Origin of the sequence: Helicobacter sp. WB40, assembly GCF_027859275.1 — a bacterium.
Taxonomy (GTDB): Bacteria; Campylobacterota; Campylobacteria; order Campylobacterales; family Helicobacteraceae; genus Helicobacter_D; species Helicobacter_D ibis.
In genome coordinates this window covers 26,523-51,786 of sequence record NZ_JAQHXS010000009.1, presented here as the reverse complement: position 1 = coordinate 51,786, position 25,264 = coordinate 26,523, and the positions used below count along the sequence as shown (strand labels likewise).

At 32.1% G+C, this 25,264-nt stretch carries 23 protein-coding genes and 1 pseudogene; 10 read left to right on the top strand and 14 right to left on the bottom strand.

Features of this window, described 5'->3' with window-relative positions; all coding sequences use genetic code 11:
- The first annotated feature begins 61 nt into the window (after window positions 1-61).
- Window positions 62-844, top strand: coding sequence for a pyridoxine 5'-phosphate synthase (locus PF022_RS07410; RefSeq protein WP_271021856.1), 783 nt, complete (start codon window positions 62-64; stop codon window positions 842-844).
- Here the strand turns inward: PF022_RS07410 and PF022_RS07405 are convergent.
- Genes PF022_RS07405 through purM form a run of 3 tightly spaced genes read right to left on the bottom strand, consistent with a single transcriptional unit; the run spans window position 833 to window position 3,575 of the window.
- Entirely contained in the window at window positions 833-1,621 is a 789-nt protein-coding gene (locus tag PF022_RS07405) for a shikimate dehydrogenase (protein WP_271021855.1), read from the bottom strand. The genes PF022_RS07410 and PF022_RS07405 overlap by 12 nt on opposite strands.
- Window positions 1,621-2,529 carry an SH3 domain-containing protein gene (locus PF022_RS07400; protein ID WP_271023374.1) on the bottom strand — a complete coding sequence of 303 codons (909 nt, stop codon included), beginning with the start codon at window positions 2,527-2,529 and terminating at the stop codon, window positions 1,621-1,623. Before PF022_RS07400 ends, PF022_RS07405 begins: the two co-directional genes overlap by 1 nt.
- A gap of 56 nt (window positions 2,530-2,585) precedes the next feature.
- Window positions 2,586-3,575, bottom strand: a complete 990-nt coding sequence (gene purM / locus PF022_RS07395) for a phosphoribosylformylglycinamidine cyclo-ligase (protein ID WP_271023372.1) — start codon at window positions 3,573-3,575, stop codon at window positions 2,586-2,588.
- Window positions 3,576-3,692: 117 nt separating this feature from the next.
- Here purM and PF022_RS07390 point away from each other — a divergent pair, with 117 nt between their 5' ends.
- From PF022_RS07390 to PF022_RS07355, 5 genes and pseudogenes are all read left to right on the top strand, one after another.
- Window positions 3,693-5,798, top strand: a complete 2,106-nt coding sequence (locus PF022_RS07390) for an RNA degradosome polyphosphate kinase (protein ID WP_271023371.1) — start codon at window positions 3,693-3,695, stop codon at window positions 5,796-5,798.
- A 4-nt stretch (window positions 5,799-5,802) separates the two neighbouring features.
- Complete coding sequence (locus PF022_RS07385) at window positions 5,803-7,065, top strand: glutamate-5-semialdehyde dehydrogenase (protein WP_271023370.1); 1,263 nt, start codon at window positions 5,803-5,805, stop codon at window positions 7,063-7,065.
- Between the two features lies 1 nt (window position 7,066).
- Window positions 7,067-8,369: pseudogene (locus PF022_RS08850) on the top strand (potassium transporter TrkG).
- A 139-nt stretch (window positions 8,370-8,508) separates the two neighbouring features.
- On the top strand, window positions 8,509-8,799 hold the full coding sequence (locus PF022_RS07360) for an NAD-binding protein (protein ID WP_333770893.1): 291 nt from the start codon (window positions 8,509-8,511) through the stop codon (window positions 8,797-8,799).
- A 69-nt stretch (window positions 8,800-8,868) separates the two neighbouring features.
- Window positions 8,869-9,045, top strand: a complete 177-nt coding sequence (locus PF022_RS07355) for a hypothetical protein (protein ID WP_271021850.1) — start codon at window positions 8,869-8,871, stop codon at window positions 9,043-9,045.
- Between the two features lies 1 nt (window position 9,046).
- Here PF022_RS07355 and ispG read toward each other — a convergent pair whose 3' ends face one another.
- The 3 genes from ispG to PF022_RS07340 all read right to left on the bottom strand — a co-directional run bounded on the left by ispG (window position 9,047) and on the right by PF022_RS07340 (window position 13,196).
- Entirely contained in the window at window positions 9,047-10,123 is a 1,077-nt protein-coding gene (gene ispG, locus PF022_RS07350; RefSeq protein WP_271023365.1) for a flavodoxin-dependent (E)-4-hydroxy-3-methylbut-2-enyl-diphosphate synthase, read from the bottom strand.
- Window positions 10,113-12,302, bottom strand: coding sequence for a WD40 repeat domain-containing protein (locus PF022_RS07345; protein WP_271023364.1), 2,190 nt, complete (start codon window positions 12,300-12,302; stop codon window positions 10,113-10,115). Before PF022_RS07345 ends, ispG begins: the two co-directional genes overlap by 11 nt.
- 66 nt (window positions 12,303-12,368) lie before the next feature.
- Window positions 12,369-13,196, bottom strand: a complete 828-nt coding sequence (locus tag PF022_RS07340; RefSeq protein WP_271021847.1) for a prephenate dehydrogenase — start codon at window positions 13,194-13,196, stop codon at window positions 12,369-12,371.
- Between the two features lie 130 nt (window positions 13,197-13,326).
- Between PF022_RS07340 and bamA the strand changes: the two genes are divergently transcribed.
- Genes bamA through recG form a run of 4 tightly spaced genes read left to right on the top strand, consistent with a single transcriptional unit; the run spans window position 13,327 to window position 19,794 of the window.
- Complete coding sequence (gene bamA, locus PF022_RS07335; protein ID WP_271021846.1) at window positions 13,327-15,567, top strand: outer membrane protein assembly factor BamA; 2,241 nt, start codon at window positions 13,327-13,329, stop codon at window positions 15,565-15,567.
- Window positions 15,567-16,655 carry a dehypoxanthine futalosine cyclase gene (locus tag PF022_RS07330; RefSeq protein WP_271021845.1) on the top strand — a complete coding sequence of 363 codons (1,089 nt, stop codon included), beginning with the start codon at window positions 15,567-15,569 and terminating at the stop codon, window positions 16,653-16,655. Before bamA ends, PF022_RS07330 begins: the two co-directional genes overlap by 1 nt.
- A gap of 50 nt (window positions 16,656-16,705) precedes the next feature.
- Entirely contained in the window at window positions 16,706-17,947 is a 1,242-nt protein-coding gene (locus PF022_RS07325) for a M16 family metallopeptidase (RefSeq protein ID WP_271023363.1), read from the top strand.
- 2 nt (window positions 17,948-17,949) lie between these two features.
- A complete protein-coding gene (gene recG / locus PF022_RS07320) occupies window positions 17,950-19,794 on the top strand; it encodes an ATP-dependent DNA helicase RecG (RefSeq protein ID WP_271023362.1) in 1,845 nt (614 codons plus the stop codon).
- Between the two features lie 2 nt (window positions 19,795-19,796).
- Here the strand turns inward: recG and mshL are convergent, their stop codons facing one another.
- The 8 genes from mshL to PF022_RS07280 all read right to left on the bottom strand — a co-directional run bounded on the left by mshL (window position 19,797) and on the right by PF022_RS07280 (window position 25,239).
- Entirely contained in the window at window positions 19,797-21,227 is a 1,431-nt protein-coding gene (mshL, locus tag PF022_RS07315; RefSeq protein WP_271021842.1) for a pilus (MSHA type) biogenesis protein MshL, read from the bottom strand.
- A gap of 1 nt (window position 21,228) precedes the next feature.
- Window positions 21,229-21,492, bottom strand: a complete 264-nt coding sequence (locus PF022_RS07310; protein ID WP_271021841.1) for a hypothetical protein — start codon at window positions 21,490-21,492, stop codon at window positions 21,229-21,231.
- 8 nt (window positions 21,493-21,500) lie between these two features.
- Window positions 21,501-22,505: a beta-ketoacyl-ACP synthase III gene (locus tag PF022_RS07305; protein WP_271021840.1), complete on the bottom strand. Its 1,005-nt coding sequence runs from the start codon at window positions 22,503-22,505 to the stop codon at window positions 21,501-21,503.
- A 16-nt stretch (window positions 22,506-22,521) separates the two neighbouring features.
- A complete protein-coding gene (gene plsX, locus PF022_RS07300; protein ID WP_271023385.1) occupies window positions 22,522-23,511 on the bottom strand; it encodes a phosphate acyltransferase PlsX in 990 nt (329 codons plus the stop codon).
- 5 nt (window positions 23,512-23,516) lie between these two features.
- Window positions 23,517-23,669: a 50S ribosomal protein L32 gene (gene rpmF / locus PF022_RS07295; RefSeq protein ID WP_271021839.1), complete on the bottom strand. Its 153-nt coding sequence runs from the start codon at window positions 23,667-23,669 to the stop codon at window positions 23,517-23,519.
- A 3-nt stretch (window positions 23,670-23,672) separates the two neighbouring features.
- The gene (locus PF022_RS07290) at window positions 23,673-24,038 is read right to left on the bottom strand and encodes a hypothetical protein (protein ID WP_271021838.1); all 366 of its coding nucleotides are present in this window, start codon (window positions 24,036-24,038) and stop codon (window positions 23,673-23,675) included.
- Window positions 24,039-24,046: 8 nt separating this feature from the next.
- The gene (gene ndk, locus PF022_RS07285; protein ID WP_271021837.1) at window positions 24,047-24,460 is read right to left on the bottom strand and encodes a nucleoside-diphosphate kinase; all 414 of its coding nucleotides are present in this window, start codon (window positions 24,458-24,460) and stop codon (window positions 24,047-24,049) included.
- Between the two features lie 80 nt (window positions 24,461-24,540).
- Window positions 24,541-25,239 (bottom strand): MqnA/MqnD/SBP family protein, encoded by a 699-nt coding sequence (locus PF022_RS07280; RefSeq protein ID WP_271023361.1) that lies wholly within the window; start codon window positions 25,237-25,239, stop codon window positions 24,541-24,543.
- Between the last annotated feature and the right edge of the window lie 25 nt (window positions 25,240-25,264).

The following is a 25,264-nucleotide window of genomic DNA, read 5'->3' as shown; positions in this document are numbered from 1 at the left end:
TTTATAGAATCTTAGCTACAATCCTAACAAAATATGCACATAATTCCAATAGGAGGACACAATGAAACTTGGAGTAAATATAGACCACATAGCAACACTAAGAGAAGCAAGGGGGATAAATGAACCAGACCCACTTGAAGCAGTATTTATAGCAAAAAGAGCCGGTGCATATCAAATCACAATCCACTTAAGAGAAGATAGAAGACATATACATGATGATGATGTCTTAAAAATTGCAAACTCTTCATTCCTTCCGCTAAATGTAGAGACTTCAATTAATGAAAACATAATTAAATACCTACTAAAAATTGCACCACACAGAATAACTCTAGTCCCAGAAAAAAGAAAAGAACTAACAACAGAGGGTGGATTAAATATAAAAAATAATAGCTCGACAATACAAAAAATAATCGATGATTTTCACAAAGTGGGCACTGAAGTATCGCTTTTTATAGATTGTAATTGCGTTGAGCAATGTGCCAAACTTGGTGCTGATATGGTAGAGATTCATACTGGGCTTTATGCTAACTTGCATTTAATGCTATTTTCTAATCTACCACGCACACACAATACAATAAATGAGCTATCAAAATTAAGACTAGAACTACAAGAAGGGCTAAATAATAGTCTAATAGATATACAAGAAGCAGCAAAAATAGCTAAGGAATTAAAACTAGAAGTAGCAGCAGGTCATGGGCTAAACTACAACAACATAGAGCCAATACTGAATATAGAAGAAATAACAGAGCTAAATATAGGTCATAGCATAATTTCTCGTGCAATATTTACAGGATTAGAGCAAGCCATAAAAGATATGCTAACAATAATAAACTCAAAACAATAATGAAGCCTTATACATACTATCTCTTAGGGCTTTCTTGTCATATTTCACACAAAATCTATCCATAAAAATTTCAAATGCCAAGATAGCCTGATTTACAAGCATTTCTTTGCCATCTTTAGTCTTTAGCCTCATAGTGTGTGCCAGTCTTAAAAATGGAGATTCTATTCCATACAGCAAATCATAAGCTATCTTTGCAGATTCAAAAATCTTTTGCAAACTACTTTTATCCATAGGTAGAATCTTATTTAAACTTGAAGGAGTTGTATTTATTATTGCATCATGTGGAGTGTGAATATAATCTTCAAACGCATAAGATTCAAAACCACTTTTTATAAAACTCTCCAATCTATCCTTTGAACGATTAATAATGGTTATTTTAATATTATTATCTTTTAATATATGTGCTAGTGCTTTTGAAGAGCCACCTGCACCTATTATTAATGCACTCTTTACTTCATTGTCTAAACTCATAAAAAACCCATCTGCATCTGTGTTATAGCCATGAAGCTTAGAATTTTTAAAGATAATTGTATTTACAACGCCAATTTTTTGTGCGATTCCATGCACAAAATCACAATTATTAAAGGCGACTTCTTTAAATGGGATTGTTATATTTGCACCATTTAATCCTAGCTCCTTCAAAGCAGAAAAATTCTTAGATTCATCTAATAAATACCTACCATAAGCACCTCTAATTCCTAAATCAATAAAGGCACTATTATGTAATAATGGAGAGCAAGAATGCGATATAGGATTTCCAACAACTGCAAATTGCATTACAATCTCTTTAAAGAACGCTTAACAACCCAGCCATTTTTAGTGCCAGAAATCTTCGCCCACTCGCCTTCTTCTTGTATTATTTGCACCCTATCTTCAGGTGTTAATTTATCTAGTATTACAGATTCTACGCTTGGATTTTCTCTAACATTTAATCTAGGCACCATTGAAGTAAATAAGTCTTCTTGCTCTAAAAGTTCTTCATTAAAATTAGCCAACTTCAAGAATCTTTTTAACACAAACCCAAGCTCAACATCACTGCCTATTTTTACCCACTCTCCTAAATCCTCTAATATCACAACTTTTATATCAGGCGTTAGTTTTCCAACTATATTTGAATTAGCATTTGGTAGTTCTCTAATATTTAATCTAGGCACAGAAGATGTATATAATTCTTTATTGTCAAGTGATATTTTTACTTTAGGCTTTGTTTGAGTTTCTAGCAATGGAGATTCCATAAGCTTTGTATAAGCTTTAACAACAAACCCAACATTTCCATTATCCATTCCTACTTTTACCCATTCTCCTAAATCCTCTAGTATCACAACTCTTATACTAGGCGTTAGTTTTCCAACTATATTTGAATTAGCATTTGGTAGTTCTCTAATATTTAGCGATTTTACTTTAGAGCTTAGATAATCATTATTCTTTTGTGCAAGTTGCACATCATCCTCTGGCAATTGAGGTATTAATTGTGGTATGTGATCAGGTGTTATTGTCGTTATTTTTGTAGCATTTGCATCAGAGTTTTGAGACATCATAGATTCCTCTTCGGTAACAGCTCTGCTTCCATTATTATCACTATTTCTAACAACTTCAAAAATAGAATAATAAATAGCAAATGTTAAAAGAAGAACGAAAATTGGTAAAGGATAAACCTTAAAAAAATTTATGATACCTCTTATCATTGCCCCACTCAATTTTTAGTTTCATTTAGCTTTGCATTCTACCATAATCTTATATATTAAACAAACGCAACACGACTGCTTCCCTCTTTTATCTCGCCTAAAATATAACCACCACTATCTTTTAAGACTGAATCTACATTTTCTTTACTGCATACAAGCACCATTCCAACGCCCATATTAAATGTTCTATATTTATCATTATCTTTAATATATTGTTCTAAAAATTCAAAAATAGGCAACTTTTGTATATCTTTTTCAAAAATATAGCAATCAAGATTCTTAGGCAAGATTCTAGGGATATTCTCAATCAATCCACCACCTGTAATATGTGCTAGAGCCTTTATGTTTTTGGAGATTTTTTTAAATGTTTTTACATAAATTTTTGTAGGAGTAAGCATTGAATCTATTAGCGTGGAATCTCCAAATTTAGAATATATATCAATATTATTTGTCTCTATTATTTTTCTAACTAGAGAATACCCATTTGAGTGGATTCCACTACTACTTAGAGCGATTACTACATCTCCGCTTTTTAGATTATTCTCTCTCTCTACAATCTCTCTTTCAGCTACACCAACAGCAAACCCAGCCAAATCAAAATCATTATCACTATAAATTCCAGGCATCTCTGCACTCTCACCACCTATTAGAGCACATTCTGCTTCCATGCAACCAGATGCTATACCTTTTATCACTTCTAATGCCCTGTTTTTATCAAGCTTCCCAGTTGCATAATAATCTAAAAAGAATAATGGTTCTGCAAAATTACAAATAAGGTCATTCACGCACATAGCAACCAAGTCGATTCCTATTGTATTGAGCTTGTTTGCTTGTATTGCTAACTTTAGCTTTGTGCCAACTCCATCTGTAGCAGCTAACATCACAGGTTCTTTATATCCACTAGGCATGGCGTAAGCACCGCTAAATGAACCAATTCCACCTATTACTTGATTATTAAATGTCTTTTTTACTACTTCTTTTAAATTCTCTACAAGCTCGTTACCTTCTTGTATATTGACACCTGAATCCTTATAGTCAAGTTTCATTGAAAACTCCATAATGATTTTTGGAAATCATACACTAATACAACTTAAACCATAGAAGCTTCATTTAAGAGATTATTTATATAATCTTAAATTTTAGTTTTAATTTTAGGGGTGGATATGGCAACGGCAAAATCATTAAATCAAACAAGTAATTTCATAAATAGAGAACTATCATGGTTAAGATTCAACACAAGAGTATTAAGCGAAGCACAAAACAAAAATAATCCATTGCTTGAGAGACTAAAATTTATTGCAATTTATGGGACTAATTTAGATGAATTTTACATGGTTAGAGTTGCAGGGCTAAAGAGACTATATACAGCAGGAATCGCAGAAAGCAGTGCAGATGGCTTAACTCCAAAAGAACAACTAGATGAAATAAGAAACTATATAAACAAAGAACAAAAACTACTAGAATCTTGCTACTATGAAATAAAAGAATCACTAAGTAAAGAAGGGCTTTTAATAAAAGATTATAAAGAAGCCGATAAAAAGCAAAAGGAAGAATTGCAAGATTATTTTTTAAACCATTTATATCCGATTATAGTCCCCATTGCAGTTGATGCAACCCACCCATTCCCTCATCTAAACAATCTAAGTTATGTATTAGCATTAAAACTACAAAACATAGAAAATGAAAATGAAATAAAATTTGGCATGGCAAGAATATCAAGAATGCTACCGGGCTTTATAAAGCTAGATGATATGTATTTTCGCACAGATAGTGTTGTAGCAGAGTTTATTCATGAGCTTTTTCCAGGATTTAGAGCACTTAGTTTGACTGCTTTTAGAGTTACTAGAAATGCGGATATGGAGATAGAAGAAGAAGAGGCTGATGACTTTTTAGCATTAATGACTGAAGGGCTAAAATCAAGGAGAAAAGGCGAAATAATAAGACTGCAAATTGAGCAAAGCGAGGATTTGGAATTAAAAAGTTTCATAACAAACTACATAAAAATCGAACAAGAAGACATATATGAGTGCAAAATGCCAATGAATTCAAATGTATTGTGGGAAATTGTAGGAAATAAGAATTTTGCACATTTGACATTCTCAAACTATACACCAAAGATTCTTCCTCCACTAGATTTAGAAGCAGATATTTTTACTATTTTAGATACACAAGATGTGCTATTTTATCAGCCATATGAGAGTTTTGATCCTGTTGTGCATTTTATACAAAGTGCTGCAAAAGACCCAGAAGTATTCTCCATACGAATGACGCTTTATAGGGTTGGCAAAAATTCCCCAATCGTAAAAGCATTAATAGAAGCAGCAGAAAATGGCAAACAAGTAACTGCATTAGTGGAACTAAAAGCACGATTTGATGAAGAAAATAATCTACATTGGGCAAAAGCACTAGAAGACGCAGGAGCACATGTAATATATGGCGTTCCGGGCTTGAAAGTGCATGCAAAAATAGCCCTTGTAATAAAAAGTATAGGAAGAGAACTAAAAGAATATGTCCATCTTAGCACAGGTAACTACAACCCAAGCACAGCTAGAATCTACACTGATATAAGCTATATGACTTCTAAGAGAGAATTCACACAAGATGCAACAAAGTTCTTCCATACTCTATCTGGATTCTCACACAAATCAAAGCTATCAACACTTTTTGCAGCACCACTACAAATAAAGCCAAAGATACTAGAACTAATAGATGGTGAAGCAAAGAAAGGTAGCGATGGGAGAATTATCCTAAAGGTAAATGCAATTGTAGATACCGATGTGATACTTGCACTATATAAAGCCTCAAATGCTGGAGTAAAAATAGACTTAATAGTAAGAGGTGTATGCTGTTTGCGTCCTGGGATAAAAAATGTCAGCGAAAATATAAGAGTAATTTCAATCGTTGGAAAATACCTAGAACATGCAAGAATCTTCTACTTTAAACATTCTCAAACGCAAATATACTTTGCTAGTGCAGATTTAATGCCTAGAAATTTAGAAAGAAGAGTAGAGCTTATGACACCGATATTTGAACAAGCTTTGAGCGATAAATTATTTGGAATCCTAAAAATACAAATAGAAGATACAATTAGAGCACATGAACTGCAAGAAAATGGTGAATACAAAAAGCTATCATCAAAAGATGGGGATAAAACAATAAGTAGCCAAAAATTCCTAGAAGATTATACAAACACAATTTTTAACACACTAAAACATAAAGAAGAAAGCAAGGCAAAAAAGCTATCTCGCAGAATCTTTAAAGAAAGTTAGGAAAATGCAAAATATCGACGAAATATTCAAAAATGCAAAAAATGCAAAAACAAAACTAGCTAAAATAAAGCATGAAAATATCATCTCATTCCTGCAAGGCACTGCAGAATCAATTATCCACAATGCTACTAATATAATAAAAGCAAACAGCAGAGATATGAAGATTGCAGAAAGTATGGGCTTAAGCAGTGCTATGCTTGAAAGACTTGAGCTAAATGACAAAAAACTAAAATCAATACAAGAATCTATACATAAAATCGCCCTACTAGAAAATCCAATAGGCAAAGAGATATATAGATTCCAAAATCACGCAAAACTAGATATACAAAAAGTATCAACACCAATAGGAGTAATTGGGATAATTTATGAATCTAGACCAAATGTAACAAGTGATACAGCAGCTTTGTGCATAAAAAGTGGCAATGTATGCATATTAAAAGGTGGCAAAGAAGCACAAAATTCAAATGAAGCAATTACATCATGTTTCTTTACAAATATGGACAAATACAAAATCCCAAAAAACAGCATAACAATGCTACAAGCAATGCAAAATAGAGATGACTTAAAGCGAATGCTAAGAGCAAAAAATTACATAGATTTAATAATTCCAAGAGGCGGTGAAGGACTAATAAACTTTGTCTTAGAAAACTCTCTAATCCCTGTGATAAAACAAGACAAGGGAGTGTGCCATATATTTGCACATAGCAGTTGCAATCAAAATAAAGCAATCGGCATAATAATAAACGCCAAAACATCTCGCCCAAGCGTATGTAACTCCTGTGAATGCCTCTTAATTGATAAGAGTATAGCTGATGAATTCCTGCCAAAAGTAGCATTAAAACTAATAGAAAAAAACACGATTCTAAAAGGTAGTAGTGAGTGTGTAAAAGTGTTAAAGGCACACAATATACAATGCGATGAGATTCAAGCTTGTAGCTATCATATAGAATATAATGACAATATTTTGAATCTAAAAATAGTAGATGGCTTAAATGGGGCAATAGAACATATAAACGAATTTAGCAGTGGTCATAGCGAATCTATATTATGCGAAGACAACAATATTGCACAAGAATTCTTAGATACCATAGATAGTGCATGCGTGTATGTCAATGCTTCTACTAGATTTAGCGATGGGGGTGAGTTTGGGTTTGGAGCTGAAGTTGGAATATCAACTTCAAAAATACATGCAAGAGGTCCAATGGGAATAGAATCTCTAACAAGCTATAAATACAAAATAATAGGAAACGGACAAATTAGAGTTTAATATGAATAGAACAAGTGCTAGAATCCTACTTATAGGATATATAATCATCGCTATTATTGGTGCATTTGTGCTAACTTTACCTATAATGCACAAAGGTAATTTAAGCTTTATTGATGCTCTTTTTACCTCATCTTCTGCAGTTAGTGTTACTGGACTAATATTTAAGAATACTGAGAGTGATTTTAGTGTTTTAGGATAATTTGTGATTTTACTTATAATCCAAATTGGTGGCTTTGGATATATGAGTGTAACTAGCTTTATTTATTTAATTTTGCGATTAAAAATAGAGCTTGACTAAAAGACAACTTATCTCTTCCTACAACTCTTGGAGCGATTAACTTTTTTAAAAAATTATTCTTAATTGTTTTGTTAATAGAGGGTATTGGTGCTATTTTACTATCTTTAAGATTCTTGCTTGATTTTGGTTTTATAAAATCAATTTGGCTTGGCATATTTAATAGCATTTCAGCTTTTAATAACGCCGGATTCTCAGTATTTGAAACAGGACTTATGGGGTAATAAAGATGATGTGTTTATAAGTTTGATAATCACCACTCTAATAATAATAGGTGGGCTTGGATATTTCGTGCTATTAGAAATATATTATAAAGCAACACATCAAAGAAAGAAGTTATCAACACATACAAAGTTGGTACTAATAATGACTGGGGTGTTGATAGTAATTACATTTCTATCTGTATTTCTTTTAGAATACAAAAATCCAAAAAGTATAGGGGACTTAAGCCTTTGGCAAAAGATTCTAGCTTCATACTTCACATCTATAAATTATAGAACTTCTGGGTTTAATACGCTTGATTTAAGTCTGTTTCAAGATTCAAGTTTATGTTTTGGCTCTATTTTTATGGCAATAGGTGGTGCTCCTGGTGGGACTGCTGGTGGGATAAAGGTAACCACTCTTGCTATCTTGCTAATTTGTGCCTACAAAGTATTAAGAAACTCAAATGAAGTAACGATTCTCAATAAAAAAAGAACAAGAAACAATTACAAAATCATTTGCAATTATAGTGCTATCCTCTGTGTATATTAGTGTTTGCGTTATGATTCTTACACTTTTTGAAGATGGTGGTAGCAGAGGATTTTTGGCAATTTTATTTGAAGTGTGTTCTGCATTTGGAACAGTTGGATTATCTATGGGAGATTGGGGTGTGTTAAGTTTATCTGCCAACTTCGATACTATTGGCAAAACAATAATAATATTGCTAATGCTATCTGGTAAAGTCGGTATATTAGCATTTGCATTAACTTTATTTGCAAATCAAAAAAAATGTCAAAATAGACTATGAAGCAAAAATCTTAGTATAGGAAAAAATGAACAAGAATACTTATGGAGTAATTGGACTTGGTAAATTTGGATACTACATTGCAAATGGATTAATAGATCAAGTCAAACATGTAATTATAGCCGATAAAAACGAATCTTAAATTAAAGATCTGGCTGATAAAACTGATATGGTGTTTATACTAAATTCAACTGATGTAAATGCGCTAAAAGAGACTGGTTTTTCAAATTTAGATTTTGTTATTGTAAGCATTGGAGAAAATATAGAATCTAGCATATTAACACTGATGACACTAAAGAAAATAGGTGTAAAAAATATAATAGCCAAAGCAATAACAACAGTTCATGGTAGCATATTATCAAAGCTTGGTGCCTCAAAAGTAATATACCCAGAACGAGAAGCTTTATTGCACACCCAGAATTTGAATATATAGATATTTCAAATATGCTTAGAACCTTCAAAATGCAAGTAACTGATCGCAAATAAAACAGCAAGAGAAATATTGCAATCAATACTTACCAAAAAAGAACTAGAATCAGAAATACAAATAATAGCAATAAAGAAAAATAAAGACAAAGATTGGATAATATCACAAATAGACGAAAATGAAATTATATATGAAAGTGCAAAAATTATATTCTTAGGAACTAGAATAGATATAGAAAATATAAAAATATAATCTATATCCCTTGTTTTTCTAGCATTTCTTGTTCTGTAATTAGAACTTCTTTTATAAATACATCAATTAACTCTCTCTCTTTATACTTTCCTATTATTGTGCCTTTTTTTATAATAAGCCCATCGCCACTCCCAAAGGCAATTGCTACATCTGCATGCTTTGCCTCTCCTAGTGCATTTACAGCACAACCCATTACTGATAGTTGCATTGGAGTTTTTATTTTTGGCATTTTTTCTTTTATCTCTTTTAGTAGTGGAACTAAATCTGCTTGTAATCTACCACAAGTTGGACATGAAATATAAGTAATGCCCTCCTTTTGCCTACCACTATATCTAAGAATCGATCTAGCAACCTCAACCTCCTTTTCTAACTCACCAGTTATAGACACTCTTAAAGTATCGCCTATACCCTCCATTAAAAGTCCGCCTAAAGCCATAGAGCTTTTAATCATTGAAGATTCTAAATCCCCTGCTTCAGTAACCCCCAAGTGAAATGGATATCTAACCATTGGACGAAGCATTCTATAACTTTCCATCGTTCTTTCTACATCACTTGCTTTGAGCGAAACTTTAATATCACTAAATCCAAAATCCTCTAAAAGCTTAATATTATAAAGTGCAGATTCAACCATGCCCTTAGCAGTCGCTCCATATTTGTTTTCAAACTGCTTCTCCAAGCTTCCAGCATTCACCCCGATTCTAATTGGTATATTTCTTTCTTTACATGCATCTACTACTGCTTTTATTTTATCTTTAGAGCCTATATTTCCGGGATTAATCCTTATACAATCAACGCTTTGTGCAGCAATTAATGCTAATTTGTATCTAAAATGTATATCTGCTACAAGTGGCATTTGTATGCTTTGTTTTAGAGTTTTTAGTGCATTTGCATCTTCTTTATCGCTAACTGCTACTCTAACTATATCGCAACCTGCTAATTGCAACGCATCTATTTGTGCTTTTGTAGATTCTATATCTGCAGTTTTAGTAAATGTCATGCTTTGCACAGAAATAGGAGAATCTCCGCCAACTTTTACATCACCTACATTTATTACTTTTGTTTTACATCTATTTTTCATTTTTACCTTCTGATGTTTCATGCTGCACTAATGGTTTATCATCAATAGATAGCAAAGAATCTGCAACAATAGCACTCAAATAACCTTCTCTATTTCCTTCAAACGTGATACTATTTAACACATCTATTAATCCCATTTCTTCGGCTATTTTCTTTATTTCTTCATCTTTGCTATATCTTTCTATGTAATATTGAAATGTCTCTTTCCAACTTACGCCCTCTATTGCTCCAGCCTTTCCCGGTGCATTTAGCATAAATTCAGACAAATAAGCAAGCTTCAAAATAGAAGCTATCTTATCTCTCCAACACTCAATATGTAAATATTCCTTTAATGTGTCTAAAACCTCTTTACCCTTGCCCTTAGACGCAAAAGAAAATGCCATCTTTTCCTTTGCTTTAAAATCATCATATATTTTCCTGCATTCCTTTAAAGAACGCAATTCATAATTAGATTCAGCCATTGCAAATAGTTCTGATAATTTATTTTCACTATATGCTTGCATAAACTCTAGTTTTAATTTTAAACTCTTTAACTTATCGTTGGCAACAATTTTAAATGGAATCATTGAAGCTAATAATTTGCATACATCATGAGCTTTTTGATATTCTCCTTGGTTTTCTAATGCATTAATTCTTTGCATTATCTGATCTCCAATTAAAAGTGCACTTTTATATATTAGCGTCTCTTGTAAAAATGGGAATCTATCACAAAGTTTAAAATATTCTTCAAAACGCTTAGCTTTATACTCTTCTTCTGCCTGTAAAAACTTACTTGTATTTCTAAGCAACATCATTACCGCTTCTTTTTTACATTTTACATTAGCAAAAGGATTTAATAACTCTTGGGCTTTTGGCAAATTTATTTGTGCATTTTGTGCTAATAATCTTTTAGCCGCTTCAAAGGACTTATCCCACTTAGAATCTATCTGACTAAAAGCTATTGTTTCTTTTAAGTAAGGATATTTATCAACCAGTATGTAAGCTTCTTGCAGATTATTTGCTTCTATGGCATCTAAAAAACTAGCAACTGATGCCTTTTGTTGCCAATAATAATCAAATTCTTCTTTCTTTTTAGGATCTTTCATAAAAGGTTCTACAACTTCTTGTGCTTCATTTATCTTATCTACTGCTAGTAAATCTATGGCTTCTTGCAATTTTGTCTTCCATAAAGTTTCAATTTTAGTTATATATTCTTCTAAAGTTTGTAAAAATATATTTTGTTCTCTAATTAATTTAATTGCACCTATTAAATCATCATTGCTTAAGCATTCCAACATTTCTTCTTTGCAAGAATCTAAATCAATAATATCAATAGCACCATCACTATGTCCTACATACAAAATAGATGAATCTAAAAACATTGCTGTAAGACCAAGATTCTCCATAGTAATTGAATCTATTATTTTATTTGCATAAAGATTCATAATATACATTGATTTATTTTTACCACCTACAACTGCAAAGTTTGGGTTTGGCAACTTCTGACATATAGTAAGCCAAGCTCCCTGTATTTGAAATTCACTTATTTTTTCTTTGCTTAACAAGTCATAAACTATCGTATATCCATTTTTTGTTACACAGAACAATTTAGTATCATTATCGAAAAATAGAGCATCTTCGATTATTGATTCGCATTCTATATCAAGCAATGTTCTATTTTTCTCCACATCAAATACCACTGCCTTACCATTAAAACAAGAAGCAAAAAGCAAACTATCAGCATCACTAAAAACTATAGAGGCAATATAATCAGGAAAAGGCGGAAGACCAATTAAAAAGCTGTAATTATCCGCAGAATAAAGCAACACCCTGCCATCTTCGCCTCCAGTTGAGACAAAGTTGTCCTCTTTTGAAAAGGTTACTTTTGAAACCTCTAGTTTTTGCCAATCTAGCGAAGCAATAGGAGCTATCTCAGGAGTAGCTGATAGAATAATTGCTTTGGGTGTTTTTGCAAAGCCAACACCAAGCTTTGAATCCCTATTTGATACTGCAACTGCCTTTGAGAAGTGATGTAATGGTTCTGCTGTCTTTGAAAGATTCAAGGTTTTGTCAATTACCTTATTTTCTAAAAAAAATGTCGAAATATTATAAAAGTTATCAATACATATTATGTGAGTTTTGTTTGTCGCTATGCTTAGCACACTTCCAACTAATCTTAAATGATTTTTAATAGGTAACAAAATGATTCCTTGAAATATTTATATAAATTAAAAGCATTTTATCTTTTTAATTATTAAAGCACAAACTTAAAAAATCTCATAAAGGCTATTAGCATTTGCCATCCATTTTTCTAGTTTCTCCCAATCTTCTTCCTTTAGCATATCAAGTGCAACTTGTATTTCTTTATCAAAAATCTCTAAAGATTCTAATAGCCAATCTTTATTTTGCTTTGATATATCACACCACATTTTTGGAGAGCTTTTTGCGATTCTAACCATACTTTTAAACCCGCCTCCAGCAAGTGCTAGAATATCTTTAGGATTCTTTTGACTTAGAACCACATTTGCTAGTGCATAACTTATAATATGTGGGAGATGACTAATAAAGGCTGCATGATTATCATGTAATTTTGAATCCATTTTTATTATGTTCATTTTTAATGCTACAAATATTTCTTTAGCCATTGCAACTTGCAAATCACCGCTTTTATCCAAATCAGTTAATACAACAATGTGATGTGGCAACAATTCTTTAAATGCAGCTTTTGGACCAAAGTTCTCTGTCCCACTCATAGGATGAGCACATACGAAATTTTTACGAATCTCTTGTGGAATATTGTCTGAAATTAAGCTTTTTGTGCTACCTAGATCTATAATTGTAGCATGTGGCTTAATCCCAATAAATTTAGGTAGCATATCCAAAATAGCTCCAACAGGAGTTGCTAAAAATATAACATCGCATTCTTTAATATCACAAAAACTAACGCATTCATCAACGAGCCCTAAAGATAAAGCTTGTTGCATATGAATCTCATTGATATCTAGCCCGTAAATAACCTTAAACATTCCTATATCTTTTAAAGCCAAACCCAAAGAGCCACCAATTAATCCAAGTCCTATAATACCTGCTTGCATTCCACACCAACCAAAAGTAGAATTTAAAATTTAGCAAAATTATATATTTTATTTTATAGTTTTGTTATCTTTAATTTCAAAAAAGCTATAATCTAGTTTATTGTTTATTTTAATTTGAGGAATGTTTGTAATGAAATTAACTCCAAAATTTATGTCGTCTATTGCTGCTGCTATAGCTATTTCTGCGAATTTGAATGCCGCTGATTTACCTATTATCAAAGAAGTTAAATATGAAAACTTGAACTATATATCACCACTAATTGCAAATGAAATTGCAAAAATCAAACTAAACGAACAACTAGATTTAAACAGAGTAGATCAATCAATCCAAGACTTCTATAAGCAAGGATATTTCCAAGATATATGGGTAACAGAAGAAAATGGTGTTTTAACATATCACTTTGTAGAAAAACCAATAATAGCAAGTTTGATTATAAGCGGATATGGTGCAGGCAAAGAACAAGCCACACTAAATAAAGAGCTAGGGTTAAAAAAAGGCGATGTATATGATGAAATAAAAATTGCCAACACAAGAAAAAGAATAATAGAACTACTAGAAAAGCAAGGTTTCTATGACACTATCGTTGAAGTAAAAACAGAAACAATAGCACCAAAAGTTCTAAAAGTAACATTTGAAATCAATAAAGGCGAAGAAATCATCATTAAAAAAGCAAACTACTATGGTAGAGAAAGCATATGGACTTCAAGAATTGAATCTGTAACTGCAAACAAAGAAAAAGACTTTATAGGTTGGATGTGGGGTTTTAATAACGGGAAATTACAAATAAATGAAATAGAAGCAGATGCGGCTAGAATTAGAGACTTATACATGCAAAAGGGATACTTGGATGCTGAAGTTTCAAGTCCATTTTTAAGAACGGATTTTACGACATATGAAGCAGAGCTTGACTTTTACATTAACGAGGGCAAGAAATATAGAGTATCAAGTATAGATGTAGTATTAGAAGAAGATATAATGCCATTAGAGGAGCTAAAAGAAGTCATCAAAACAAAAGAAGGCAAAATATTTAACATAAACAAAATGCGAGCCGATATGGAAGAGCTTAAATATAAAGTTGGTGATTTAGGATACGCATTTACTAGAGTAAATCCTGATTTAGACAAAAACCCTGACACTGGCGAAGTAAGAATTATATATTATGTGCAACCGGGCAGAAAAGTGAAGGTAAGAGATGTACTAATTTCTGGTAACTCAAAAACAATAGATAGAGTAATTAGAAGAAATGTATTATTAGCTCCCGGCGATGAATACAAAATGGGCAAGATTAGAGATTCTAAAAATGCCATAATGAGAACTGGTAACTTTGATAATGTAACAATAGAAGAAAGAAGAGTTGATGAAGAACATATTGACTTACTAGTAAATGTAAAAGAAGCAAAGACTGGTGAATTTACATTTGGTGTTGGTTATGGTAGCTATGATGGTGCTATGGGTAGTATATCTATAAAAGATAGAAACATATTTGGTAGCGGTCTAACTGCTGGATTATATTTTGACAAAAGTGAAGTATCAACTTCATATAGACTAAACTTATACAATCCTGCGATCTTAGATAGTGATTATAGCTTAGCAACTGATGTGTATAGAACCGACTATTATGACTATGATTATAGAGAAATCTCAACTGGTTTTAGCCTTGTAGGCGGCAAGAGAGTATGGGACCAACTAGACTTAACGCTTGGTTATACATTCCAAGAATCAAGACTATCAGAATTTGAAAATCCATTTTATCTATTGTATTACAGAGGTAAATATACAAAATCATCTGTGATTCCTGGACTTAGCTTTGATAACACAGATGCTTATTTCTTCCCTAAAAGCGGCATTAGAGTTGCAGCTAATGTCGAATTTGCTGGAATTGGTGGAGATGCGGAATTTACAAAATACTATGGAAGCTTCAATTACTACAAATCAGTTGAAGATTGGGTTGATATAGATCTTATCTTTAGATATAGAGCTAGAGCTGGATATATAAATGACGGCGGATATCTACCTATGAGTGAGAAATTCTATCTAGGTGGTATAAGTAGTGTAAGGGGTTATCAAAGTAGATCAATCACTCCAAAAGACGAATACGGCGTGAGAATCGGTGGAAAGCAAATGTTCTACAACACTGCTGAGTTGAGCTATGGACTATTTGAAACTGTGCAAATGAGGCTAAATGCCTTCTTTGACTATGGTATGATAGGAGAGAATGATATTTCAGAGATAACAAGATATTCAGCAGGTGTTGGGATTGAGTGGGTATCTCCAATTGGTGTTATTAACTTCGTATTCCCAAGAGCACTTAATGATAAAACAGGAGATGAGACATCTTCATTTGAATTTACTATGGGTCAAAGATTCTAATGACACAAAAAATAGACAATGCCATAGTTAAAGTAAAACTACCAAGAGTTAGCAAAGATGAGATTCTTCATTTAATGAAAAATGCGTCTTTGCGTGAATTGGGAGAAATGGCTCAAAATATAAAATCAAAACTTCACCCAAGAAACATAACAACATTTGTGGTGGATAGAAATATAAATTACACAAATATATGTTGGGTGGATTGTAAATTCTGTGCTTTTAAGCGTAAAGTAGGAGAAAAAGATACATACATTTTAAGCTTTGATGAAATTGATAAAAAAATTGAAGAATTATTAGCAATAGGTGGAACACAAATACTATTCCAAGGTGGTGTGCATCCAAGCTTAAAAATAGAGTGGTATGAATCTCTAGTATCACATATTGCAAATAAATATCCGCAAATTACAATACATGGATTTTCAGCAATAGAAATAAACTACATAGCAAAAGTATCAAAAATATCAATCACTGAAGTATTACAAAGATTAAAAAATAGTGGTCTATCATCAATTCCGGGTGCTGGAGCAGAAATCCTAAGCGATAGAGTAAGAGATATAATAGCTCCTAAAAAGCTAGATTCTGATGAATGGATTAATGTGCATAGACAAGCCCACAAACTAGATATAAGAAGCACAGCTACAATGATGTTTGGCAGCGTAGAGAGCGATGATGATATATTAGAACACTGGGATAGGATAAGAAATTTACAAGATGAGACAAATGGATTTAGAGCATTTATACTTTGGAGTTTTCAACCTGCTTTCACCCCGCTAAAAGATGAGTTCCCCAATCTAATGAAAGCCTCATCAAATAGATACTTAAGATTGCTTGCATGTAGTAGAATCTTTTTGGATAATTTTCAAAATATACAAAGCAGTTGGGTAACACAAGGTTCACACATAGGTCAGATTGCACTACTTTTTGGGGCAAACGACTTAGGTAGCACAATGATGGAAGAAAATGTAGTAGCAGCAGCTGGTGCTAAAAACTCTATGAATCAACAAGAGATGATAAAGCTAATAAAAGACATAGGCGGAATTGCAGCAAAGCGAAATACAGCTTATGATATTTTGGAGTATTTTGAATGAAAAAAATTTTTACAATATTAATTAGTGTATTCTTTATGAAAGGATTTTTAATGGCAGTAGAACTAAAACATCTACAGATAAACAACACAAACATTCCTGTAATTTATGAAAACAACTCACAGCTTCCACTATTTTTTATACAAATAGTATTTAAAGGTGCTGGTAGCGTTAGTGATGGCAAAGAGCTTGGAATCTCTAACCTAACAAGTAGCATACTAAATGAAGGGACAAAAAAGCTTGGTGTAACAAAATTTTCAGAAAAACTAGAAGAGAGGGCATTATCTCTTAGTGTAGGCAGTGGATTTGAAACTATGAACTTCACACTTAGCGGAACAAAAGACGAAATAGATAATGCATTAACATTGCTAAATGAATTACTAAGCAATCCAAATTTTACAAAAACAGCACTAAATAAGGTCAAGGAAAATACAATAATCTCCATACTCGAAAAAGAAAATGACTTCGACTATCAAGCCAACAAAGGTCTAAAGGAGATGATTTTTAAAGGCACGGCACTGCAAAACACATCGATTGGAACACAAAAATCAATAGAAGCAATAACGCTAAAAGATATAGAAAGTTTCTACAATTCATATATAAACTTAGAAAATGCAACAATAATCTTAGGTGGAGATATAAAACTAGATGATATATCTCAAAAAATACAACAAACACTAAAGATTCTACCAAGTGGCAAAAAGGTAGAAATCGCTAACATACAAGCAAATGATAAACAAGGAACAAAAACAATAAAAAAAGAAACACAACAAGCATATATATACTTTGCAGCACCATTGTATGTAAAAGACTTAGAAAAAGAAAGTGCGATTTTAAAGGTTGCTTCATTTGTGCTTGGTGGAAGTGGATTTGGTAGCAGAATGATGGAAGAGATAAGAGTAAAAAGAGGCTTAGCATATACAGCTGTTTTAAGATTACTACCGAGCAAGACATACTCGTATGCACATGGTTATCTACAAACAAGTCTAAAAAATGAAGAAGAAGCAAAAAAACTCGTAAGTGAAGTTGTAGATAATTTTATAAAAAATGGAATCACACAAAAAGAACTAGACGCTGCTAAAAAATATCTGCTAGGTAGTGAACCACTAAGAAACGAAACGCTATCACAAAGACTTAGTAGCACATTTAGAAATTATTATGACAATTTACCACTTGACTTTAACTCCAAAGTATTGAAAGAGATAGAAAAACTAAGCCTAAAAGAAGTTAATGACTATATAAAAGAGCATAAAGAAATAGGCAAACTTACATTCTCTATTGTGAGTGCTAATTAATCTTGATACAAATACCAGAAAATATCAAAAAACTTGGTATTTGTAACCTGCTTGACTTATACATAAAATACCCACCTGCAAAATACACAAATGGCAAACTAACTGGATCTTTAGAGATAAATTCAACAATTGTAGTAAAGATAGTGATTCACAGCTACAATAAAATAGGCAAAAATGCCATTATTAACGCCATAGTCTTATCTATAGATGGTAGTGAGAAAATAAATTTATTTATATTTAACGCCAAGCCATATCATAAAAACATCTTTACACTTGGAAAAGAAATGATTGTAAGTGGCATTGGCGGAATATATAATGGAAGATTCACAATCAAACAGCCAAAAGTAATCACGCAAGAAGATGAAATTATTTTGCATTTCAACAAAAAGCTAGTAGGCAAACAAATAACGATTCTAAGAGATTTTATAAAATCAATCACACTAGATGTGCTAATACAAGCCTACCCAAACATAGAATCTAAAATCCTAAAAAGACTTCATGCAATACACAATCCAACTAGTGATTTTTTAAAAAGCTTTACACATAACAAAGAATTTGACATGCAAACAAAAAAAGCTCTAGCCTTTGCTGAAATTTATAATTACATGCTAGAGCTAAAGGGCAAAGTATTACACTTTAAAAGCCTAGAAAAACTAAACAATAAAAAGCTGTTAGAAAAATGGATAAATAGCCTACCATTTAATCTTACAAATGGACAAAAAGACGCAATAAGAGATATAGAAATATCACTAAATAGCAATCTAGCAAGTAGAAGAATAATAGTAGGTGATGTTGGGTGTGGCAAGACTATTTTGATTTTTGCTGCATGCATATTGTGCTATCCAAGACAATGCATATTAATGGCACCAACCTCGATTCTCGCACAGCAAATCTATAATGAAGCATTAAAAATGCTACCACAAGAAATCAATGTTGGCTTATGTATAAAGAACAAAAAAGACTTAGATTTTAGCAAATATCACTTCATAATAGGGACACATAAGATTCTATACACAAATATAGATAACAACACCTTAGATATGCCATTAGTAATGATAGATGAGCAACATAGATTTGGCACAAAACAAAGAAATATACTTGATAAATCACTTGAAAAAGAAGGCAAAAAGCCACATTTTTTGCAATTCTCTGCCACTCCAATACCAAGAACAATGGCGATGATAGAATCCTCTCTACTATCCTTTACTTTTATAAATGATTTGCCTTTCAAAAAAGATATAACATCAAAGGTGATAACAAATAATGACTTTGCAAGTCTCCTAGAACACATAAAGCTAGAAACAAAAAAAGGCAACCAAACAATAATCATCTATCCCCTAGTTGAGAAAAAATCAGAAAACAACATCTACAAACCAATAAAAGAAGCAAAAGAATTTTGGGAGAGACACTTTAAGAGAGTGCATTTAGTGCATGGCAAGGATAAAAACAAAGAACAAATATTAGAAGAATTTCAACAAAATGGTGAAATATTACTATCAACAACGGTTGTAGAAGTTGGAATCTCCTTACCAAGACTATCTACTATTGTAATATCAGGTGCAGAAAACTTTGGATTTGCTACATTACATCAATTAAGAGGCAGGGTTAGCAGAAATGGGCTTAAAGGATTTTGCTTCTTATACACAAAAAAACAAAACATAGAAAAACTAGCACAATTTTGTGAAATACAAAATGGCTTTGAAGTAGCAAAGCTAGACCTGCAAAGAAGAAAAGGTGGAGATATGCTAAGCGGAGTAAAACAAAGTGGTTCAGAGTTTAACTGGTATAACTTTGAAGAACACATAACACAAAAAGCAAAAGATTCGATAGACAAACTAGAATCTTAAAATTATTCCAATATTTTATACCCCAAAGATTCTAAGCTTAATTCCTTTAGTTCTTTATTTTCTATTATTTTTGGCTGTATTATAAACACTATTTCTTCAATGTGTGATACATCTTGTGTGTATGAAAATAAAGGCGGAATTATATGTCCTAAGAGTGGAATTTTATTTTGAACATTTGTTGTATTTTTTGAGATTAATCCCCCCAAAATAACTTGCTCATTATTTTTTACTCTAACAATTGATGAGAGCTGATTTGTTGTTAGATTCGGAGGAGATTCTAAGGCTTGTGTTTGTTTTAAGTTATCGTCTTTTGTTTTGGTTATTGATGGGTTTATCTTTAGCATAATCTCATCATCAAATATTAATGGAGTTATATCAAGCAATACACCTGCAAAAATGCTTGGATATTCATTGTCTGTATTTGTTAGCGTTGTTTGTGCATTTGTATTTTGATATATGGAACTTTTTTTATATCGTAAAATATCTCCAACACTTATCATTGCTGGTTGATTATTTAAAGTTAGCACTTTTGGATTTGAGATAGAATATACATTTCCATAGGTTTGTAAAAACTCAACTACCCTATTTAGACTTAAAGCTTGTGAATAAATGTTAATGCCATACTTAAATTCACCATTTGACACATTAATGCCACTACTATTTTCTAAGTTGGCAGAATCTGCAGTAAATGGTATGGTTAAGTTTTGGAGATTATATAAGCTATCCCAATTTATACCTGTTGTATATGAATTTTTATGAACAACACTTAAGATATTTACATCTATTAAAACCTGCCTTTGAAGCCTAGAGTGCAAACTTTTAATATAAGATTCAACCCTATCTAAATTAGTTCTTGTAGCTCTTATGGTTATTAATCCAGCCCCTCTATTGACCACAACATCAGAATCCTCGCTATTAGTTAGCATTTCTTTTAATTCATCTTCAATATTAGCCCAAAAATTAAATCCATCTTCACTTTGTATATCAACCCCAGAACGACTAAGACTAATCATATCAGCACCACTAGAACCCTTGCTTTCTTCATTATTTATTGATACTGAAGTGCTACTATTGCCGATTCGATTCGTGTTTATATAGTTTAAGTCAAATGTTTTAGAATGCTTGTATTTTAGCTTTAGTGTGTCATTTTTATAGAAATAATGTAAATTAGCATGTCTAAACAAAACACTAAAAACATAATCAAGATTCTTGTCCTTTATATTTATAATAGGTAACTCTTTATCCAATAATGAAGAAACCTCATCTTCATTATAAATAACACTAAAATAACATTCCTCACCAAGCTCACCTAATATATCTCTTATTGATAGTTCTGAATCTTTTGGGACAGATAGAGAAAAAGAGCGATACTTGCAATCAGCAATCAAAGAAGAATAAAAAATAAAAAGTAAAAATAAAAGCTTAAAATTCATATTATTTGATATTAAAATTACTAACTTTACCTATACAATGCCTACTAACCTCATCATTGTCTTTTAGCACCACACATCTATTTTGTATATCATAAATTAAATAATCTTCAAATACCTCACCCTTTTTATACCAATTACCATTAATATTTACTCTATCTAGCAAAATACCATTTACATGAACCTCATCTATATCATACAAAAAAGGATCATAAGAGAAGTCTCTTGCAACAAGAAAGAATGGAATAAAAAATAATAATAGCTTCATAAAATATCCTAAACGGAATTAAAACTAAGCAATGCAGAGCCCCAAGTTAGACCACCACCAAAAGCATCTAACAATAATCTTGAGCCATCTTTAATCTTGCCCTCCTCAAATAGTTCATTAATCGTAATTGGTATAGAAGCAGCTGAAGTATTGCCGTATTTATGCACCGTTTTTGCAACTTTGTCATCTGGGAATTGCAAAGCCTCACCAACTGCAGAAATAATCCGTAAGTTCGCTTGATGTGGCACAAAAAAATCAATATCATCTTTTGAAAGATTATTTCTCTTTAGAATCTCAACTACATCATTTGTTAATGTTTTTACAGCAATCTTAAAAGTTTCATTGCCTTTCATTTTTATAAACTGCAATCTATCATTTATCGTATCATTTGTAATTGGATTCCTACTACCACAGCCGGGTGTCATTAAAAAATCTTGATACTCACCATTTGATGAAATATTGACATCTAAAATGCTTTTAGAGATATCACAAGTAGCACCAATAACAGCCGCACCAGCACCATCACCAAACAAAACACATGTGCTTCTATCTTCCATATCAATTATGCTAGATAGTTTCTCTGCACCGATTATCAATATATTTTTACATGTTTTAGATTCAATAAAAGACTTCGCCAAAGATAATAGATAAATAAATCCGCTACAAGCTGCTGAAATATCAAAGGCTGGTTTGCCAACAATGCCTAAAGCACTAGATACAACACATGCAGTAGATGGCATACATAAAAAGTCTGGTGATATAGTTGCAACTATAACCATATCAATATCAGAAGGTTTTATATTGGCTCTATTTAATGCTACTTTAGCAGCATTTATAGCCAAATCGCTAGTTGCTTGATTACTTGAGGCAAATCGCCTCTCTTTTATACCCGTTCTTTTAGTAATCCACTCATCACTAGTATCTACTATTTGAGCTAAGTCATCATTAGTAACTATCCTATCTGGTATACAAGCACCAATGGATTTTAGTGCCGCATATATAGGTTTATCCATTAGTTGCTCCTTTAAATTATGACTTATATTTAGCTAACGCAGATAATATTCTATCGTTGATATTATTTTCTATACTAGCAATAGCTTGAAAAATGGCATTCTTCATAGCCTTTGAATTACTCTTGCCATGGCAAATAATTACATTTCCATCAATGCCAAGCAATGGAGCACCACCATATTCTGCATAATCAATTTGCTTTTTAAGTTTGCTAAAAACACTCTTTAAAAACAAAGAACCAAAAGTGCCAAGTGGCGATGATTTTATATAGGTTTTTAACAGATACACTATTGAATCTGCAACTCCTTCACTAGTTTTTAACACTATATTACCAACAAAACCATCACAAACTATAACTTCAACTGAAGCATCAAATATATTATTGCCCTCTATATTACCGATAAAGGAAGGGTGGGACTTTAAATACATAAAAGCATTCTTGCTAATCTCATTACCCTTACACTCTTCTTCTCCGTTGGATAATATCCCAATTCGTGCATTTTGATACTTCAATATAGAACATGCATACTCATGCCCCATAATCCCAAACTCAAATAGATTCTCTGCCTTGCAATCTACATTAGCCCCAGCATCTACAACCAAACTTTTATTTCCGTCGATTCTAGGCATAAGAGTGCATATAGCAGGACGAGAGATTCCACTTAATCTGCCTATTCTTAAAGTAGCTAAACTCATAGTAGCACCGCTATGTCCAGCAGACACTACTGCATCAACACTTTTATTTTTTAGCATATCAATAGCTACATAAATTGAACTATTTTTTCGCTTAATTGCTGAAGTAGCTAGATCATCCATCGTAATGACATCATCACAATGAACAATCTGAACTCTATTAGCAAAAGATGAAGGAACAAGCGGTGTTAACACCTCTTCATTTCCAACGAGCACAAGCGTAAAGTTCTTTTCCTTTAATGCTGATATAGCACCTTCAACAAGTGGGGAAGCACCAAAATCCCCACCCATTGCATCAACTGCGATTCTCATTATTAAACTTAATTTTTATAACTTCCAGTGAATTTATTCATTCTATGAGGCATTTTCCAAGTTCCATCACTATCTTTCACAGGCATAGACAATGTAATTTTGTAATGTGTTCTTCTTTTAGCTGCTCTAGTTTTACTAACTCTTCTCTTTGGTACTGCCATTTTTTACTCCTTAATATGATAATCACAAATAATAATTTCTATCTCGCTTCTAAGAATATCTTCAAAATCGATAATTCCACCTTCACACTCTAAAACTTCTTCGAAAGTTTCATTACTCAAACTAACTGCTCCATTGCTTAGATAAAAATCCAAATTTTCATCTAGATTCTCTAAGTATTCATCACCACTAATGTCGCAAACTAGATTCACGCTTCCGGTCAGTTTGGCACATAATCTCAAAAAATCACTATGAGATGATTCAAAACACAAATAACCATCTAAACTAACACTATCTAATGATACACTAAATGGAATCTTATCACCATTCCTGCATATCTGAAATGCTTTTAAAAATGGTATTTTATTCATCTATATTATTAACAAATTTCTCTTTTTGCAAAGAAAAATTCTATTTCCTTTTTTGCATTATCTAAACTATCGCTACCATGAACAGCATTAGCATCAATGCTATCTGCAAAATCCGCTCTAATCGTGCCTACAGCTGCTTCTTTTGGATTTGTAGCACCCATTAATTCTCTATTTTTTGCTACTGCATTTAGTCCTTCAAGCACCATAACAACAACTGGACCGCTAACCATAAAATCCACTAAATCATTAAAAAATGGTCTTTCTTTATGAACAGCGTAAAATTCTTTTGCATCACATCTTCCAAGATGTAATCTCTTCATAGCTACCACTCTTAAACCATTGCTCTCGAATCTATCTACTATCTTACCAATAACATTTTTTTTAACGGCATCTGGCTTTATTATGGACAATGTCTGTTCCATTCTCGCTCCTAAGAAATTAAAAATTTAAAGCGTCAATTATACAAAAACAAAACTACATTAAATATTAAATCAAAATGTTATTAAAATCTTTTTGGTGATTTCACTCCTAAAATCCTAGCTTTTCTATAGAATCTATATAAGCCTATTTTAGTTTTTTTATCTATTTTATATGTAAGCAGATTCAAATATTCCAATATATCTTCTTTTGATACGCCACTCTTTTTGGAATATTCATCAATTATATAATGAGGTATTTTTACATGAGACTTTGCAAAAAGCAAAGCAACTTTACAAAAAAACTCCTTATGCTTTCTAGCACATAATCTACCAAAAACAAAAGGTATCCTCTCCTTCTCCACCCAAAAAAGACACATATCTATGTAGTCTTGTTTATTTGTTGATGAATCTAATACATATCTTAAAGCCCTATCTCCTATTAATACCCTACCTTGAAGCCCTAACACTTTAAGAAGAGCATTTGAAGTAGCAGATTGATAATCATTTCCTAGATCATCTTTTATGCAAATTACGCTTTTTACTTCTTTTTTAGCACATATACCTACATCAAATACGCGGAATCTTTCATTCTGTGCCCTCATGGCTGTGATTGAAGATATAAAACCAGCATCGATTCTATTAAATAAAAATTCTATATTAAGTTTTGCAGGATACGATTTTTTCTTATTATAAAATAACTTGCAATAAGAAGGAGTAGGATATTTACGCATAAAGACTTCAAAAGGCAAAAGATTCAAATAATCTATCTTACCAAATCTCATATTAACTTCCTAAAGTTTTTACACA

What these genes read in the sequence shown, in the direction of transcription:
- PF022_RS07410 (WP_271021856.1), top strand. Translation starts at nt 62, where the DNA reads ATGAAACTTGGAGTAAATATAGACCACATAGCAACACTAAGAGAAGCA.
- PF022_RS07405 (WP_271021855.1), bottom strand. Translation starts at nt 1,621, where the DNA reads ATGCAATTTGCAGTTGTTGGAAATCCTATATCGCATTCTTGCTCTCCA.
- PF022_RS07400 (WP_271023374.1), bottom strand. Translation starts at nt 2,529, where the DNA reads ATGATAAGAGGTATCATAAATTTTTTTAAGGTTTATCCTTTACCAATT.
- purM (WP_271023372.1), bottom strand. Translation starts at nt 3,575, where the DNA reads ATGAAACTTGACTATAAGGATTCAGGTGTCAATATACAAGAAGGTAAC.
- PF022_RS07390 (WP_271023371.1), top strand. Translation starts at nt 3,693, where the DNA reads ATGGCAACGGCAAAATCATTAAATCAAACAAGTAATTTCATAAATAGA.
- PF022_RS07385 (WP_271023370.1), top strand. Translation starts at nt 5,803, where the DNA reads ATGCAAAATATCGACGAAATATTCAAAAATGCAAAAAATGCAAAAACA.
- ispG (WP_271023365.1), bottom strand. Translation starts at nt 10,123, where the DNA reads ATGAAAAATAGATGTAAAACAAAAGTAATAAATGTAGGTGATGTAAAA.
- PF022_RS07340 (WP_271021847.1), bottom strand. Translation starts at nt 13,196, where the DNA reads ATGCAAGCAGGTATTATAGGACTTGGATTAATTGGTGGCTCTTTGGGT.
- bamA (WP_271021846.1), top strand. Translation starts at nt 13,327, where the DNA reads ATGAAATTAACTCCAAAATTTATGTCGTCTATTGCTGCTGCTATAGCT.
- PF022_RS07330 (WP_271021845.1), top strand. Translation starts at nt 15,567, where the DNA reads ATGACACAAAAAATAGACAATGCCATAGTTAAAGTAAAACTACCAAGA.
- PF022_RS07325 (WP_271023363.1), top strand. Translation starts at nt 16,706, where the DNA reads ATGGCAGTAGAACTAAAACATCTACAGATAAACAACACAAACATTCCT.
- mshL (WP_271021842.1), bottom strand. Translation starts at nt 21,227, where the DNA reads ATGAATTTTAAGCTTTTATTTTTACTTTTTATTTTTTATTCTTCTTTG.
- PF022_RS07310 (WP_271021841.1), bottom strand. Translation starts at nt 21,492, where the DNA reads ATGAAGCTATTATTATTTTTTATTCCATTCTTTCTTGTTGCAAGAGAC.
- PF022_RS07305 (WP_271021840.1), bottom strand. Translation starts at nt 22,505, where the DNA reads ATGGATAAACCTATATATGCGGCACTAAAATCCATTGGTGCTTGTATA.
- rpmF (WP_271021839.1), bottom strand. Translation starts at nt 23,669, where the DNA reads ATGGCAGTACCAAAGAGAAGAGTTAGTAAAACTAGAGCAGCTAAAAGA.
- PF022_RS07290 (WP_271021838.1), bottom strand. Translation starts at nt 24,038, where the DNA reads ATGAATAAAATACCATTTTTAAAAGCATTTCAGATATGCAGGAATGGT.
- ndk (WP_271021837.1), bottom strand. Translation starts at nt 24,460, where the DNA reads ATGGAACAGACATTGTCCATAATAAAGCCAGATGCCGTTAAAAAAAAT.
- PF022_RS07280 (WP_271023361.1), bottom strand. Translation starts at nt 25,239, where the DNA reads ATGAGATTTGGTAAGATAGATTATTTGAATCTTTTGCCTTTTGAAGTC.